Genomic DNA, 16,123 nt, shown 5'->3' on the forward strand with positions numbered 1-16,123 from the left:
GATTATTCTTCAGTTCAGTTGCCGGCAGCGAAGATCTTGGCGAATTCCTTCAGCGTCTCGTCACGCTTGCCGTAAACGGCAGTGGCGTCGATCTGCAAAACCTTGAGATCGGCAACCAGCGGGCGGTTAGCCGGGATGTCGCTGCGGGCAGGCATCAGGTAGGTGGCGGCGACCAGCTTCTGGCCTTCGTCGGACAGCATGTAGTCGATGAACTGCTTGGCTTCATCCTGATGCTTCGACCAGTTGAGGATCATCGCCGGGCGCGGCGCGACAACGGTGCCGGAAGCCGGGAAGATGACGTCGATCGACTCGCCCTTTGCCTTGCCGGCGAGCGAGATGTAATCGACCGCGCCGAAGACGGCGGCCTTTGCACCCTGCAGAACCGGGTTCAGGGCTTCGGCATTGGCGCCAGCGACAACGGCGCCGTTGGCGTCGAGCTTGGTGAAGAGGTCCCAGCCCTGGCTACCGGCAAGTGCCGCCACCAGTTCGAAGCTTGCGCCCGACTGCGCGGGATCCGGCAGGTTGACCAGGTCCTTGTATTCAGGCTTTGCGAGGTCGGCCCATTCGGTCGGCTTCGGCGTGTTGCTTGCCGGGTTCCAGGCGATGCCGAGCGCGGAAACACCCTGGGCAACAGCCGTTTCGGACTTGAGGAAATCAGGAACCTTGGCAGCGTTCGGGCTCGTGTAGGAAACCAGCCAGCCGCGCTTGGTAAAATCGGTCGCCGTATCCCAGGATGCAGAGATCAGCACGTCGACGACAGGATTGGCGGCTTCGGCTTCGATGCGCGCCATGATCTTGCCGGTCGTTGCCTGGAACACCTCGACCTTGTGGCCGGTCTGCTTGGTGTAACCGGCGGCAAGCTTCTCGATCAGGCTGCCGGGGCCTGCGGAGTAGACGGTGATATCAGCGTGGGCGACGCCTGCCGCAAGTACGCCGGCGATGAGGGCGAAGCCCGCACCAAGAAATGATCTGCTCATATGTGCCTCCATAAGTGTTTGATATGCTTCAGTTACGCGTGAACCAGCGCATGTCCCCGCTATCGATGACGAGGTTGACCACCTCACCCGCGACAGCGCGCTGACGCGCCAGGAATGTGAGTTCGCTTGCAGCCGGCCGGGCGCCCAGCGCGACCGTGGTCAGATAGCCATCGCCACGAAACTGCGAGTGGACGACCTCGGCCGGAAAGCCCTCCCCCGATGTCAGGCGCACGGCCTGTGACGGCAGCAGCACATGGGTCGCGCCGGCGGGAGCATTGTCGTCCTTCAGCACGATACCGGTTTGGTTGAGACGAAGACCGCCCTCATCGCGGGCGACAGGAACGACGCAGCCGAGGCGCAGGAACTCCGCGACTTCGGGCGTCGCCGGCGCGCTCACCAGCGTCTCGGGTGCCGCCATCTGTTCGATGACGCCGCCACGCATAACGGCAACCTGATCGGCCAGCGAAAACGCCTCGCTCTGATCATGGGTGACATAGATGGCGGTGAGGCCGAGATCCGATATCAAGGCGCCGATCTCACGCACCATGGTCTCGCGAAGCTCGCGGTCTAGGTTCGACATCGGCTCATCGAAAAGGACGATTGCCGGCTCGGCGACGATGGCGCGGGCGATTGCAACGCGCTGCTGCTGCCCGCCCGACATGTCGCTGATGCGCCGGGCCCCGAAACCGCCGAGACCGACCCGTTCAAGCGCCGCCGCAACACGTCGCTCGCAATCCTTGCGGCCGACGCCGCGCATCTCCAGCGGAAAGGCGATATTGTCCGCCACACTCAAATGCGGCCAGAGAGCGTAGTCCTGAAACACCATGCCGAGGCCGCGCTTTTCCGGCGGCACGAACAGGCCACCGGCAGCATCGGCCACCACGCTTCCGTTAATCTTTACGCTGCCCTTGGTCGGCGCCAGCAGGCCGGCCACAAGGCGCAGAAGCGTGGTCTTGCCGCAACCGGACGGGCCGAGCAGTGCAAGAACCTTGCCCTTTTCAAGCGCGAGATCGACGTTATCAAGAACCGTGTTTGAGCCAAAATGCAGGCTGAGACCCGACACCGACACGGCGGCTGGTTGTGCAGAAAAATTGGTTATCATGACTATCAACGGAAAGAAATTTAGCCGCTTATAGTCAGACGGAATGACACTTTCGTGACACAATTGTTAACGTGGGATGTATGACATCACAGAGTTGTGGGGCAAGGAATGGCCCCACAGCGCTGGAGGACAACCCTCTATCGACCGCGGTAAACGAAATCGCCAGGGACAGCCGCCGCATCCTTGTCGGCCTGTAGCGTCAGCGCATCGCGCAACGGCGAGCGAATGCAGACGGGATCGGTTGCGCTGGCATCGCCGGCAAGCGCCATTGCCTGGCAGCGGCAGCCGCCGAAATCGATCGCCTTGCGGTCGCAGCTTCGGCAAAGCTCCGGCATCCAGTCTTCGCCGCGATAGGCGTTGAAGGCGGAGCCGTGATACCAGATGTCGGACAGCGACTTCTCGCGAACATTGTCGAAGGTCAGCGACGGGATCGTCTCCGCTGCGTGACAAGGCAAGACCCGGCCCGACGGCGTGACGTTCAGGCCGATCCGTCCCCAACCGCCCATGCATGCCTTGGGATAGGACGAGTGGTGGTCGGCCGGCACGTAGTCGATGACCAGAATGCCTTCCAGGCGCTTGCGGGCCTCGACGACGGTCTTGTTTGCCCGCTCGACCTGCTCTCGCGTTGGCATCAAGGCGGCGCGGTTTCTTTCGGCCCAGCCGTGAAACTGCACGGTGGCGATCTCGATACGCCGGGCACCGAGCTTCACAGCGAGATCGAGCATATCGTCCAGCTGGTCCATGTTCTGCTTGTGGCAGACGGCATTGACCGTGAGCGGTATGCCGCTTGCCTTGACCCAGGCGGCGACGGCCATCTTGCGGTCGTATCCGCCCTTGTAACCGCCGACGCGATCGGCGCTTGCGGGGTTCGTTCCCTGCAGCGAGAGTTGCACGTGGTCGAGGCCGGCATCGGCAAGCTCAAGCAGGCGCTTCTCGGTGAGACCGACACCCGAAGTAATGAGATTGGTATAAAGGCCGGCCGCCGCACCCGCTGCTGTCAGCTCGACAAGATCGCGCCGCGAGGCCGGTTCCCCGCCAGACAGATGAAGGTGGAGCACGCCCATTTCGGCGGCCTGCTGGAAGACGCGGACCCATTCCTCGGTCGACAGCTCTTCCTTGATGCCCGTGAGCTCCAGCGGATTGGAGCAATAGGGGCAGGCAAGCGGACAGCGATGCGTGAGTTCGGCAAGCAGTGCCATTGGCGGCGGCGCTACTGAAGACAGCGGAGCGACCGTTTGCTTAACGACCCTTGCCTCGACGCCCATCACAACACCTGCAGCATGCGACGATTGGCGAGCTCACGGATGAATGCCAGGACATCGGTCGCGATCTGCTCGCGCGGCGCCTGGAATTCGGCGGCGAAGTCGTCGGCGATCGTGTCGAGATCGCGCTTGCCATCGAGCGCTTCGATGATCTTCACGGCGATCTCGTCGACCGCCATCGCGAGTTCGGGTGCGAGCAGAACGGTCTGTCCGCGCACCGGATCGTGGCGCAAACGCACGCCACGGGCCAGCTTGACGACCATGCTGCCGGTTATCGCGACCGTGTCTTCGCTCATCACGCGATCTCCTCGAGCTCGCCGATCACGCCTTCACGACCATCCCAGCCACCCGGCGGGATCAGGCCCGGCGTAACATAGGCGAAATGCAGCGCATCGAGCTGCGCCCACAACACCTCGGTCTTGAACGTCAGTGCGGCGGCTGCCGCATCCTGCTTCTCCAGCGTGTTCGCGTTCTCGAGCACATAGGCAAGGCCGAAGGCGACATCGACGGGTGCCTCGTTCAGACGCTGGCGGAAATAGGAGAGCGCCTGATCGTCGGCAAAGGCATAGTGCTCAAGCAGACCGGCGATACGATCGGCATGGATCTTTGGCGCGAAAAGCTCTGTCAGCGACGAGGCAACGGCCTCAAGCAGCGGCTTCTCGCGGACGAAGTGAACATAGGCTTCGACGGCAAAGCGCGTCGCGGGCAGGATGCCACGACCGGAGGCGACGTAGTCGGGATCGAGGCCGACAGCTTCGGCGAGTTTCAGCCAACGCCGAATACCGCCACCTTCGGTGAGCCCGCCATCGTGATCCTCGATGCGCGAGCGCCAGGCGCGCCGCATGTCGGCATCCGTGAGACGCGACATGAAGGCGGCGTCCTTCATGGGGATATGGCTCTGATAGCAATAGCGGTTGATCACCCAGGCGCGGACCTGCGTCATGGTGCATTGGCCGCCATGCAGCATTTTGTGGAACGGGTGCTTGTCGTGGTAGCGGTCCGCGCCGATCGCCATCAGCCGCGCTTCGAATGCCTGCCGGTCAGGTGCTTCAGTCAAAGTCGATCTCCATGCCGTCATGGCCAATCCGGAAGCCGCTCGCCTCGAGCATGTCGCGCTCGGGCCCGGCCCGCCAGATCGGATTGGTGTTGTTGATGTGGACGTAGATTTTCTTGGCGATATCGAGCTTCGACAGGGCCGCGAAGCTGCCATCGGGGCCGCTGATCGCCATATGGCCCATGCGCTGCCCGGTCTTATGGCCGACGCCGAGCGTGATCATCTCGTCGTCGGTGAACACGGTGCCATCGAAGAACAATGCGTCGGCGCCGTCGATCCGCGCGATGAGGCGATCGTTGATATGGGCACAGCCCGGAATGTAATAGACGCGCTTGCCCTCGCCAATCAGTTCGACACCAACAGTCTGCTCGCCTTCCAGCTGAAGCTCGGGTTCGCCGTTTTCCATGAACAGCGGCACCTTGCCAGGGACCGCGAAAAGCCGGGCCACGACGCCCGGGAGTAGCGAAAACGGCTGCTCGAGCGTTATCGTGTGGCGCTTTACAAAGGCGGGATCAAGGGCGCGGAAGACGGGGTTGTCGTCGATGATCTCGGCAATCGCCGCCGTAACGAAGATTTGCAGCGGCTGCTTTTCGCGCAGGATCAACAGGCCAGCCAGATGGTCGATGTCGCCATTGGTGATCAGCACGCTCTTAATCGGACTGTCACGCAGCGCCTTGGGATGCAGCGCGCTATTGTCGATGATCTGCTGCCTGATATCGGGAGAAGCGTTTAAAACCGCCCAGCTGTGGCCATCGAGACTGACGGCGAGCGATGATTGCGATTGTGGCCTGACACCGGATGCCGGATCGCGCGCAAGGCGGCAATTCTGGCAACCGCAATTCCATTGCGGAAGGCCGCCGCCCGCGGCGGCCCCAAGAACCAGACCGCGAAAGCCAGATGAATCTGTCACGCGCGGACCTCAAAAATTACAATACAGATTGGATTTAGCCGACCTTAGAAAAGGATCGGTTCGTTGCCGTCGGCAGGAGCGTAACGGTTGATTTCCATACCGCAGCTGACTTCAATGAACTTAGGGGCGTGCCAAGACATGTGTGTCTCCATTCATGCTGGTTTATCTACAAGAGTTCACCTAGGCCCACTCATGCTGCACTGCAATAGCGTTTTCAGCATGGCTGCCCGCCCAATGTCGCAAAGCCATCACAATCGCGAGATCGGGCGGGCGTACCAGCAAGACTACGCGGCAGAGTCCCATTCAGGCGCCAGGCCATCGGGGCTGACGATGCGGCCGCCGGCCCGCGCAAGCGCGTGGATCCGTGCCATGTCCTCATCGCTCAGGGCGAAATCGAAGATCGCGGCGTTCTCAGCAGCGCGGGTCTCCGAGACTGTCTTCGACAGCGTGACGAAGCCCTGCTGAACGATCCAGCGAAGCACGACCTGCGCGATCGAGCGGCCGTGCGCGGCCGCGATGTCGCTGAGGACAGGATCGCTGAGAACCTTGCCATCGGCCATCGCGTAATATGCGGTGAGTGACATGCCCAGCTCGCGCGCCGCCTCGATGACCGGGCGCTGATCGAGATATGGGTGATACTCGACCTGGTTGTTGGCGAGCGGCCGTTCGCTCAGGCGCGCGGCGTCCCTCATCAGCGTCGTGTTGAAATTGGAGACACCGATGTGGCGTGCCTTGCCCGCCTTGGCCACTTCGTTCAGCGAGGCGATCTGCTCTTCCAGGCTGACGGCGGTGTTCGGCCAGTGCAGCAGTAGCAGATCGACATAGTCGGTCTTGAGCTTCGACAGGCTTTCATCGACGGAGGCCAGGAAGGCGCTTCGCTCATAGTTTGCGACCCAGACCTTGGTGGTGAGAAAGATATCGGCGCGGGCGACGCCCGACGAGACGATCCCTTGGCCTACGGCAGCTTCGTTGCCATAGATCTGCGCGGTATCGATGTGGCGGTAGCCGGTCTTCAGCACATGAGAGACCATCCGCTCGGTATCGGCGGCTTCCATGCGGAACGTGCCGAATCCGAGCGCCGGGATGGAAGCGCCATTGGCGTTGACGAGTTTCATGAGGGGTTTCCTTTCGATCCTATCAGGCCGCGGAAGCGGCGGTTTTGGTTGAAGCAAGCGTCCGGCGGTCGAGCGAGCCGCTCCAGAGCGTCAGAACGAGAGCACCGACGACGAAGATGGCGCCGACCCATGGCGTGGCCCCAAGGCCGAGCGACGAGGCGACCACGAGGCCGCCGACCCAGGCGCCCGCCGCGATGCCGAGATTGAAGGCGGCAATATTCAAGGCCGAGGCGACATCGACGGCAGCCGGGCGAACCACGCCGGCAAGCTGCACGACGTAGATTTGCAGGCCAGGCACATTGGCGAAGGACAGGAAGCCGAGGGCAGCCAAAGTCGGGATCGTCAGCCAAGCCGACACGGCGGTGAAGCTGAAGATGGCGAGAACGATAGCCTGCGCGGAGAAGAGCCAGGCAAGAGCCTTGATAGGATCGCGGTTGGCGAGGCGCCCGCCGGCGATATTGCCGATGGCGATCGCGATGCCGTAGAGCACCAGGATCAGGCTGACAGCCGAGGCCTGGAAGCCGGTGACCTGTTCGAGAATAGACGCCAGGAAGGTAAAGGTGACGAAGGTGCCACCGTAACCGAGAGCGGTCATCGCGAAGACGATCAGCAGACGGCCGCTGCCGAGAACCTTGACCTGCTCGCCGATCGTCGCCGCCGGCGCCTTCTTGAGGTTTGTCGGCAAGAGGATCCAGAGACCCGCGAAGGCAATAACACCGAGGCCGGCGACAGCCGCGAATGTCGCGCGCCAGCCGAAGGTCTGGCCGATAAGCGTGCCGAGCGGAACTCCGGTCACGATCGCGACCGTCAAGCCCATGAACATCATGGCGATCGCCGACGCACGCTTGTTTTCGGGAACGAGGTCGGCCGCGATGGTCGAGCCGACGGAGAAGAAGACACCGTGCGCGAAAGCGGAGAGAACGCGGGCGACGAGCAGGGGCGCATAGCCCGGGCTGAGCGCTGCCATCGTATTGCCGAGAATGAACAGCGCCATAAGGCCGAGAAGCAGCAGCTTGCGATCGAGACGACCGGTGAGCGCGGTCAGAACAGGCGCGCCGAAAGTGACGCCGAGCGCGTAGACGCTGACGATCAGGCCGGCGAGCGGCAGGTCGATGTTGAGATCATTGGCGACGGTGGGCAGGAGCCCGACGATGACGAACTCCGTCGTGCCGATCGCGTAAGCCGCGACCGTTAAGGCAAAAAGGGCAAGGGGCATTGTGAATCCATCCAGTGACGATGCCGGACAAGCGGCGATTTGGGATGGCTGGAATATGGACCACTGACATTACCGCGATAAGCAGCTACATTGCCTCAATAGTTATGAATTGAATTCACAGGGGTGAGCAGTGGATAACACCGTCGGCGAGATGGAAGTCTTCGTGCATACAGCGAAGCTGCAGAGCTTTTCGGCGGCCGGACGCCTGCTGCGCATGTCGCCTTCGGCCGTCAGCAAGCTGGTGAGCCGGCTGGAGGAACGCTTGAAGACGCGCTTGGTGGTTCGAACCACGCGCAGTCTGCAGCTGACGCCGGAGGGTGAGGTCTATCTCGAGCGCGCGCAGCGCATTCTCGAAGACATCAAGGAAGCAGAGCAGATCGTCTCGACAGGCGGCGAGGCCGCGCCGCGCGGACGGCTGCGGGTGAGCGCATCGGTCGCCTTCGGGGTTCGCCATGTCGTCCCGCTGGTGCCGGAGTTCCTGGCCCGCTACCCGAACGTCCAGCTCGATCTTTCGCTGACCGACGGGATCATCGACATCGTCGAGGAGCGTGCCGATGTCGCGATCCGCTCGGGCAATCTCAGGGACACCTCGCTGAAGGCGCGCAAGCTGATGGACAGCCGGCGCGTGGTCGTGGCGGCCCCGAGCTATCTCGAGCGCATGGGAAATCCCGAAAAGCCAGCCGATCTCGACCGGCACAACTGCATGACATTCAACTTCCGGCAAACTTGGGAGGAGTGGCCCTTTCGGGACCCAGCAACCGGACAGACCTTCTCGAAGGCGGTTCACGGCAATGTCGAAGTGAACAACGGGCCGACCATTCGCAGTCTCTGCCTCGCGGGCGTCGGGCTGATCCGGGTGGGGACCTTTCACGTGCAGGAGCACATCGACGAAGGTCGTCTGGTGCCGGTGCTGGAAGCGTTCAATCCTGGTGATATCGAGCATATCCACGCCGTCTATCCCGGCCACCCGCACCTTGCGAGCCGTATCCGGGCCCTGATCGATTTTCTCGCCGAGCGGATCTAGCCGCGAACGTCGGCCAACGAAGCAAGAACGGCGCACCCGAGGCGCGCCGTTTCCAAGTTCGAATTCCGGGCTCGTATCTTAGAGACCGGTCGTCTTCATCAACTGCTCCGGATAACGCTCGCCCTCGACCTGGATGGCGGCGGCAGCCGTCTCGATCTGCGCGAGATCGTCGGCGCTCAGCGCCACATCGGCCGCGCCGAGGTTTTCTTCGAGACGATGCAGCTTCGTCGTGCCGGGGATCGGCACGATCCAGGGCTTCCGGGCCAGCAGCCAGGCCAGTGCAATCTGCGCCGGCGTCGCCTTCTTGTCTTCGGCAATGCGCTTCAGGAGATCGATCAGCGCCTGGTTCTTCTCCATCGCCTCAGGCGTGAAGCGCGGCAGCATCTTGCGGAAGTCGCCTTCGCCGATCTTCGTGTCCTTGTTCATCGCGCCGGTCAAGAAGCCCTTGCCGAGCGGGCTATAGGCAACCAGCGCGATGCCAAGTTCCTCGCACGCTTCAAGAATGCCGTTGGTTTCCGGCCCGCGCGTCCACAGCGAATACTCGTTCTGCAGCGCGGCGACAGGCTGCACCGCATGGGCGCGGCGGACGGTCTGTGCGCCCGGCTCGGACATGCCGAAGTGCTTCACCTTGCCTTCCGCGATTAGATCCTTGACCGTGCCGGCCACGTCCTCGATCGGCACGTTCGGGTCGACGCGGTGCTGGTAGAGCAGGTCGATGACATCGATGCCGAGGCGCTTCAGCGAACCCTCGGCTGCCTTGCGGATCTGCTCGGGGCGGCTGTTGACGCCGGCCATCTTGCCATCGACGATATTGAAGCCGAACTTCGTGGCGATCACCACCCGGTCACGCATGGGCCGGAGCGCCTCGCCGACGATCTCTTCGTTGGTGTAAGGCCCATAGACCTCGGCGGTGTCGAAGAACGTCACGCCGCGCTCGACTGCCTGGCGCACCAGCGTCACGCTCTCCTGGGTGCTCAGCGCATGGCTATAGCTGAAATTCAGGCCCATGCAGCCGAAGCCAAGCGCAGAGACCTCCAGTCCGCTTTTTCCAAGTATCCGCTTTTGCATTTTACGCTCCTTAAGGACGACCTTGGCCGTCTCACATCGGTATAAACAGGAAGTGCCTATGGCGCCTCGGAGCAGAGGTTGAGATGCATCGCTCATGGCTCAAGGCGCCAAATACTCCCGCGCCGTTAAGGTAGCACCGGTGCTGGGATGGCATTAGATCACCATTTCTGCATGGAGTTATGTCTGCGGCTCATGAGTTGGCGAAATGACCGATGACCAGGCAAACAACGCCGCCGTTGCCGTCCGGTCTTCGCCGACGCGCTCAGGGAGAAAAGAGGGTGCATTGATGAACCGGCGATTGCGCCTACATCAAGCATTATTGGCTGCTATCAGCGCGCGCCTTTCAGGGAAGGGGGTCGTCCATCATGAAGGGATCCAAGACCATTGTGCAAATGAGTGTCCGCGAACGGCAGGACATACTGGCGGCCGTTGCCGATGCGCTTGAGACCAGTGCCAAGGAGGCATTGATAGAAGGCAACGCCAGCTTCGCCGCGAGCTCGGGTAACCTGGCGCTGACCATTCGCGGCAGCGTGCATGGTCTCGCCAACACCGATCTCAAGGCCGCCGAATTCCTGCTGCAGCAAGCCATGACGCTGATCGAGCAATTCCGATTCCGCGACCCGCATCGTCCAGAGACGCTGACGCTTCATTAAACCCAATATCCGCGCCGAAGAGATGACGGCGGCTTTCAGCGGCCATCGTCAAACGTCCGCACATACTGCCTCAGGTGCGCCAGCAGCATCCTTGCATAGCCCGGAAGCTGCATCTCGTTTCTGACGCAAACGTAGAGTTCGCGGTCCGCCCAGGGCTCCGCGATCGGCACGACCTTGAAATCCATGAAATGCGCATAACGTCGCGCGGCGCTTTCGGGAATGATCGATACGCCAGCCCCCTGTTCGACAACGCGGCACGTTGCCTCAAATCCGGCAATCAGCATCCGGAAATGCGGCGTGCGCCCGAGCTCATTCGCGTGACGCTCGAGAAACTGCATCAAGGCCGGATTGCCTTGCTGGCCAATCAGCTTGAAATCCAGGACGCGCGGAAACGCAACGGCATCGGATGGCACATCCAGGTCGCGCGGTGCGATCAGCACCAGCCGATCCGGAACGAAGCGAAAGCGCTCCAGCCCGGTCATATCCGCCGAGGAGGCAACGATGGCGATATCGGCCTGCCCCTGTTTCAACAGCTTCACGGCCTCAAGGCTCGGCTTGTCCTCAACGCTGACACTGATATCCGGGCTTGCGGCAAGGAAGGCGCCAAGCGCCTGCGGCAAATGTTCGGCCAGCATATTGGTATTCGACAGCAACCGGACATGGCCGCTGCGACCATCCGCAAAGGCGTCGAGATCGGCCTCGATCCTGCGGGCATCGTCCAGGATCTGGCGGGCATGGCTCGCCAGCATCTCACCCGCCAAAGTCGGCTTGATTCCCCGCCCCGTGCGCTCGAAGAGCTCGAGATCGAAAGCCTCTTCCAGCCTCCTGAGACGCGCGCTCACAGCCGCCACGACGACATTGTTTCGCCTGGCGGCAGCGGTCAGACTGCCGCCATCAACGGCAGCCAGGAACATACGCAAATCGATTAGGTCGAATTTCACTGCTGAGCTTTCATTTTCTGTGAAAACTGTTTGTATGACAAATTGATTTTCAAACGCAGCATAGCGCGGTTATGACGATTGCCAAGTCGCGAACGTGACAGATCGACGCATAAAGTCATATCCTCATTTAGAGTGAATTTGTAGAGCAACTTCAGTAGTTTGCTTTACTAACATTGGCTTTGAGCGGCGCTTGTCGCATTCAGCCTCGCGGCGACGTGGATTGGCTACGCTCGTGGGAGGTGATGCAAAGCCTGTTGTCGTTTATTCATGCTTGATGAAAGCACGTCGATAATGCATTTGCACACCGCTATCTCTCGACCCCAATTCAAACGCCTGCGATCAATCGCACTCTGTCTGTCCGCGCTGGTGTCGATCGCCGGCGCAGCCTCGGCGCAAGATCAGACCGCGACGCAAAACGACCTGATTACGAGGGGACGTTACCTGGCGACCGCGGCAGACTGTGCCGCTTGCCACACCGCCCCGAACTCGGGACAGCCCTTTGCCGGCGGCTATGCGATTGAATCTCCGCTCGGCAAGATTTTCTCGACCAACATCACGCCATCCAAAACCGACGGCATCGGCACCTACAGCGAAGAAGACTTCGCGCGCGCTGTTCGCGACGGCGTTGCAAAGGATGGCAGCCATCTTTATCCGGCGATGCCTTACACGGCCTACGCCAAGATCTCCGACGAGGACATCTCGGCGCTCTACGCCTATTTCATGCAGGACGTGAAGCCGATCGATCACGCGCCGGAGAAGACCGCGTTGCCGTTCCCATTCAGCATCCGCGCCTCCATGTCCGTGTGGAACCTGCTCTTCCTCGATAAGGACCGCTTCCAGCCGGATGCATCCAAGTCCGCCGAGTGGAACCGCGGCGCCTATCTGGCCGAGGCTCTTGAGCACTGCAGCACCTGCCACACGCCGCGCAATCTCTTCATGGCAGAGAGCGGAAGCCAGGCGCTTTCGGGCGCTTCTATCGGCTCCTGGTTTGCACCGAACATCACCTCCGACAAGGTTGACGGTATCGGCGGCTGGTCCGACGAGGAACTCGTGCAGTATCTGCGCACCGGCCATGTCGCCGGCAAGGCGCAGGCGGCCGGCCCGATGGCCGAAGCCATCGAGCACAGCATGCAGCACCTGACCGAGGCGGACCTCAAGTCGCTCGTCGTCTATCTGAAGGATACGAAGCCAATCACGACGGGCGAAGCCAAGCCGCGCTACGATGTCGGTGAGCCCTCCACGGCGGAACTCGATCTGCGCGGCCTGCCTGGCCAAGCCGTGACCGAGAAGGGCTTCCATATCTTCAGCGGTTCGTGTGCCGCCTGCCATCAGGTTGATGGCGAGGGTAACGATCACTATCCTTCGCTCTTCCACAACACCGCGACCGGCGGCAACAACCCGGACAACCTGATCGCAACGATCCTGTTCGGCCTGTCGCGCACGATCGACGGCGTACCAACATTCATGCCGGCCTTTGGCGAGAACGCCGCTTACACGGATCGTCTTTCCGACAAGGACGTCGCCGATGTCAGCAACTACGTGCTTGGTCATTTCGGCAACGGCAAGGTGACCGTCACTGCCGCGGATGTCCTGCGTGTTCGCGAGGGTGGAGAGAAGCCGGTGTTGGCCGCGGTCGCGCCGTTCATCGTGCCAGCAGTCGTCGTGGCGCTGATCCTTGTCGCGCTCGTCATCGCGCTGCTCGTTGCCCGCCGCAGGCGGCAGCCGGCCCACGCCTGATCGTTTCACCCTTTCTCCCAGTTCTGACTGCCTCATCGAGGATATCAGCGATGCCAATCGACCCGAACAATGCGGGCTCCATCGTGAGCCGTCCCCTCCACCGCCGAGACCTCCTGCGCGCCACCGTGGCCGTTGGAGGACTGGCAGTCCTCTCCTCTTTCGCGGCACCCGTATCGGCGTTCGCAGCCGACGACGACGTGCAGGGCTTTACCAAGCTCTCTGAATTCCTGACCGGCTATGAGCTCGATCCGGTGCTCGGCGGACGCTTCTTCGCAGCACTCTCCAAGCGCAGCGCGACGCTGAAGGCCGACATCGCAGCCTTGCAGCAGGCTGTGAGCCAGTCGGGCGCCAAGGACATGGATGGCTTTCTCGCGACGAAGCCCGCCGATCCCGAGATGAAGACTTCCGCGAAGATCGTCTCCGCCTGGTATCTCGGCGTGGTCGGGGAACCGCAGGACGCGGAACTCATCACCTACGAGAAATCGCTCATGTACCGCCCGACCAAGGGCCTCCTTCCCACTCCGACCTACGGTCCCGGCCCGAACGCCTGGGGACCGAAGCCCGGCAGCAAGATCTGACAGGATAAAGACAATGGCAAACGACGCATATGATGCGGACCTGATCGTTATCGGATCGGGTGTCATGGGCGGCATCGTCGCCGCGCAGCTCGCCAAGGCCGGCAAGAAGGTGATCATTCTCGAAGCCGGCCCGCGTGTCGATCGCCGCGAGATCGTCGAGACCTTCCGCAACGCTCCGGTCAAGCTCTCGCTGGCAAACGCCAAGCTGCAGGGCGCGGGTTCCCCCTTCCCAAGCATGCCCTGGGCGCCATCCACCTATGGCGACTATCTGCAGTACGAAGGCCCGGTCAAGTACAACACCTCCTACCTGCGCGTCGTCGGCGGCACGACCTGGCACTTTGGCTCGGCGCTCTGGCGCATGATCCCCAACGACTTCAAGATCCAGTCGCTCTACGGTCGCGGTCGCGACTGGCCGATCGGCTATGACGATCTCGAAGACTACTACAACAAGGCGGAGCTGGAGCTCGGCGTCACCGGCACGGACGGCCAGGACGAAAGCGGCCAGGGCGGTGGCCCGATGCCGCCGCGTTCCATGCCATTCCCGATGAAGCAGTTGAATTCCAGCTACATGTTCACGACGCTGGCGGAAAAGCTATCGGTCGGCGGCTTCAACCCGGTGCTCGAACCGCATGGCCGCGCCTCGCGTCCCTACGGCAACCGCCCGGTCTGCGCCGGCAACAACAACTGCAACCCGGTCTGTCCGATCGGCGCCAAGTACGACGGCTCGATGCATATCGACGAAGCCGAACGCCATGGCGCCAAGCTGCTGGACAACTCGCCTGTTTACAAGGTGGAAGCCGGCGATGACGGCAAGATCACTGCAGTCTGGTACAAGAAGCCAGACAATTCCGAGCATCGTCTGACGGCGCGCTACTTCGTGCTTGCCGCTTATGGCATCGAGTCCGCCAAGCTGCTGCTGATCTCGACCTCGGACAAATATCCGAACGGTATCGCCAACTCCTCGGATCAGGTCGGCCGCAACCTCATGGACCACACCGGCATCAGCATGAACATGCTGACCAAGGAGGACATGTGGCCGGGCGAAGGCCCGACCGAACTGCTGGTCTATCTCAACCAGCGCGATGGCGCCTTCCGCAAGGATTACCCGAGCTACAAGATCAAGGTGCGAAACACGGTACCGACAGCCCAGATGACCGAAGGCTTCATCAAGAAGGGCATCATGGGCTCCAAGCTCGACGAGCAAATCCGCAAATACTCGGCCCGCTCCCTCAACTGGGCGATCGATTTCGAGCCGCTGCCGCTCGCCGAAAACCGCGTCACGCCGTCGAAGACCAAGTTCGACGCGCTCGGCATCCCGGTTCCGGTGCTCTACTATTCGGTCACCGATTACTGGAACGCCGGCCGCGACAGGGGCCTGGAAGATCTGAACAAGATCGCCCAGCTGCTCGACGCCGAGGTTCTGTCGACCGACGTGAAGTGGCAGAACCGCCAGCACGTCATGGGCACGACCCGGATGGGCGACGATCCGAAGGACAGCGTCGTCGACCGCGATTGCCGTACGCATGACCACCCGAACATGTTCATCGCCGGCACCAGCGTCATGCCGTCGGCATCGTGCATGAACCCGACATTGACGGGCGCGGCGCTCAGCGTGCGTATTGCCGAGCAGCTGATCAAGGAGATCTGATTTCAGCGCTCAAGAAGGTCTTGGCCGTACCGGTCGAGACCTTCCCAATCCTAAAATAGAAACAGCGACCGCCTCGCAGGCCGGTCGCTGTTTTCGTATCCACCGATGAAAGCGACGTCAGTCGCGATTGGTATAGAGCGCACTGGAGCGCTCGAGGTGCTTCAAGATCGCGGCTTCCGCGCCATTCGCATCGTTAGCCGCCAGACAGTCGAGGATCTGCTCATGCTCCACCAGCGTGAATTTCTCCTTGCCGGTCCAGATGAGCATGTCCGTGTGATAGGCCTTCAGCCATGCCAGCATTGCCTCGCTGACGGCGACGAAGATCGGGTTGCCGGAGATCTGCGCGATACGCGTATGGAACTGCATATCGGCGGCGATGAAGTCTTCCGCGTTGCCAAGCGACCGGCGCTGCTCTTCGATGATGTCGCGGAGATCGGTGATGTCGGCGGGAGTGGCCTTCACCGCCGCCTCGCGCGCCATGCCGCGCTCGAAGAAGATGCGTGAGCTCTTCAGATGATCGAGCGAGTCGGCGGATTGCGCGAGCATGATCTTTGCCGTCAGATCCACCTGGCGGAAAATCGATCTTGCGGTCAGTTGCAGAACCTTGGCGCGCTCTCCGTGCGATATGTTGACCAAGCCCATGTTGGCCAGCGACTGCATCGCCTCGCGGATCGCCGGCCTTCCCACCCCGAAGCGCTCCATCAGCACTCGCTCCGAAGGCATTTCGTCGCCAGGGCGAAGCTCGCCGGACGTGATCATTCGCTCCAGTCGATCAAAAACCTCATCGGATAGTTTGCGACGCACGATCTGTTCGATTGGCTGATTCATGGTGTCTCGC

Annotated in this window: 17 protein-coding genes; 5 read left to right on the forward strand and 12 right to left on the reverse strand. The window is 61.7% G+C overall.

Going from position 1 to position 16,123, the window contains the following annotated elements; translation table 11 throughout:
* Positions 1–14: 14 nt before the first annotated feature.
* The 9 genes from ACCD05_RS03655 to ACCD05_RS03695 all read right to left on the reverse strand — a co-directional run bounded on the left by ACCD05_RS03655 (position 15) and on the right by ACCD05_RS03695 (position 7,636).
* The gene (locus ACCD05_RS03655) at positions 15–977 is read right to left on the reverse strand and encodes an ABC transporter substrate-binding protein (protein WP_112435288.1); all 963 of its coding nucleotides are present in this window, start codon (positions 975–977) and stop codon (positions 15–17) included.
* 28 nt (positions 978–1,005) lie between these two features.
* Positions 1,006–2,079: an ABC transporter ATP-binding protein gene (locus ACCD05_RS03660; RefSeq protein WP_413391164.1), complete on the reverse strand. Its 1,074-nt coding sequence runs from the start codon at positions 2,077–2,079 to the stop codon at positions 1,006–1,008.
* A gap of 137 nt (positions 2,080–2,216) precedes the next feature.
* Positions 2,217–3,344: a pyrroloquinoline quinone biosynthesis protein PqqE gene (gene pqqE / locus ACCD05_RS03665; RefSeq protein WP_112435290.1), complete on the reverse strand. Its 1,128-nt coding sequence runs from the start codon at positions 3,342–3,344 to the stop codon at positions 2,217–2,219.
* Positions 3,344–3,637 carry a pyrroloquinoline quinone biosynthesis peptide chaperone PqqD gene (gene pqqD / locus ACCD05_RS03670; protein ID WP_112435291.1) on the reverse strand — a complete coding sequence of 98 codons (294 nt, stop codon included), beginning with the start codon at positions 3,635–3,637 and terminating at the stop codon, positions 3,344–3,346. Before pqqD ends, pqqE begins: the two co-directional genes overlap by 1 nt.
* Complete coding sequence (gene pqqC / locus ACCD05_RS03675; RefSeq protein ID WP_162717988.1) at positions 3,637–4,419, reverse strand: pyrroloquinoline-quinone synthase PqqC; 783 nt, start codon at positions 4,417–4,419, stop codon at positions 3,637–3,639. The genes pqqD and pqqC overlap by 1 nt, the downstream gene beginning before the upstream one ends.
* Positions 4,391–5,305, reverse strand: coding sequence for a pyrroloquinoline quinone biosynthesis protein PqqB (pqqB, locus tag ACCD05_RS03680; RefSeq protein WP_413391166.1), 915 nt, complete (start codon positions 5,303–5,305; stop codon positions 4,391–4,393). The genes pqqC and pqqB overlap by 29 nt, the downstream gene beginning before the upstream one ends.
* 44 nt (positions 5,306–5,349) lie before the next feature.
* Positions 5,350–5,445 (reverse strand): pyrroloquinoline quinone precursor peptide PqqA, encoded by a 96-nt coding sequence (gene pqqA, locus ACCD05_RS03685; RefSeq protein WP_018896842.1) that lies wholly within the window; start codon positions 5,443–5,445, stop codon positions 5,350–5,352.
* 144 nt (positions 5,446–5,589) lie between these two features.
* Complete coding sequence (locus ACCD05_RS03690; protein ID WP_112435294.1) at positions 5,590–6,420, reverse strand: aldo/keto reductase; 831 nt, start codon at positions 6,418–6,420, stop codon at positions 5,590–5,592.
* A gap of 22 nt (positions 6,421–6,442) precedes the next feature.
* The gene (locus ACCD05_RS03695; protein ID WP_112435295.1) at positions 6,443–7,636 is read right to left on the reverse strand and encodes an MFS transporter; all 1,194 of its coding nucleotides are present in this window, start codon (positions 7,634–7,636) and stop codon (positions 6,443–6,445) included.
* 130 nt (positions 7,637–7,766) lie between these two features.
* On the opposite strand from ACCD05_RS03695, the gene ACCD05_RS03700 reads away from it, so the two are divergent.
* Positions 7,767–8,660 (forward strand): LysR family transcriptional regulator, encoded by an 894-nt coding sequence (locus tag ACCD05_RS03700; protein ID WP_112435296.1) that lies wholly within the window; start codon positions 7,767–7,769, stop codon positions 8,658–8,660.
* Between the two features lie 78 nt (positions 8,661–8,738).
* Here the strand turns inward: ACCD05_RS03700 and ACCD05_RS03705 are convergent, their stop codons facing one another.
* Entirely contained in the window at positions 8,739–9,728 is a 990-nt protein-coding gene (locus ACCD05_RS03705; RefSeq protein ID WP_112435297.1) for an aldo/keto reductase, read from the reverse strand.
* Between the two features lie 365 nt (positions 9,729–10,093).
* Here ACCD05_RS03705 and ACCD05_RS03710 point away from each other — a divergent pair, with 365 nt between their 5' ends.
* Complete coding sequence (locus ACCD05_RS03710) at positions 10,094–10,381, forward strand: hypothetical protein (RefSeq protein ID WP_047504423.1); 288 nt, start codon at positions 10,094–10,096, stop codon at positions 10,379–10,381.
* A gap of 35 nt (positions 10,382–10,416) precedes the next feature.
* Here the strand turns inward: ACCD05_RS03710 and ACCD05_RS03715 are convergent, their stop codons facing one another.
* Positions 10,417–11,322, reverse strand: coding sequence for a LysR family transcriptional regulator (locus ACCD05_RS03715; protein ID WP_162717989.1), 906 nt, complete (start codon positions 11,320–11,322; stop codon positions 10,417–10,419).
* Positions 11,323–11,613: 291 nt separating this feature from the next.
* On the opposite strand from ACCD05_RS03715, the gene ACCD05_RS03720 reads away from it, so the two are divergent.
* The 3 genes from ACCD05_RS03720 to ACCD05_RS03730 are packed head-to-tail and all read left to right on the forward strand — an operon-like array spanning position 11,614 to position 15,285.
* Positions 11,614–13,059: a cytochrome c gene (locus tag ACCD05_RS03720; protein WP_112435299.1), complete on the forward strand. Its 1,446-nt coding sequence runs from the start codon at positions 11,614–11,616 to the stop codon at positions 13,057–13,059.
* Positions 13,060–13,109: 50 nt separating this feature from the next.
* Positions 13,110–13,637 carry a sugar dehydrogenase complex small subunit gene (locus ACCD05_RS03725; RefSeq protein ID WP_112435300.1) on the forward strand — a complete coding sequence of 176 codons (528 nt, stop codon included), beginning with the start codon at positions 13,110–13,112 and terminating at the stop codon, positions 13,635–13,637.
* Positions 13,638–13,650: 13 nt separating this feature from the next.
* Positions 13,651–15,285, forward strand: a complete 1,635-nt coding sequence (locus tag ACCD05_RS03730) for a GMC family oxidoreductase (protein WP_112435301.1) — start codon at positions 13,651–13,653, stop codon at positions 15,283–15,285.
* A 117-nt stretch (positions 15,286–15,402) separates the two neighbouring features.
* Here the strand turns inward: ACCD05_RS03730 and ACCD05_RS03735 are convergent, their stop codons facing one another.
* Positions 15,403–16,113: a transcriptional regulator NanR gene (locus ACCD05_RS03735; RefSeq protein ID WP_018896831.1), complete on the reverse strand. Its 711-nt coding sequence runs from the start codon at positions 16,111–16,113 to the stop codon at positions 15,403–15,405.
* Positions 16,114–16,123 lie beyond the last annotated feature (10 nt).

Source organism: Rhizobium sp. Rhizsp42, assembly GCF_047304155.1.
Lineage (GTDB): Bacteria > Pseudomonadota > Alphaproteobacteria > Rhizobiales > Rhizobiaceae > Rhizobium.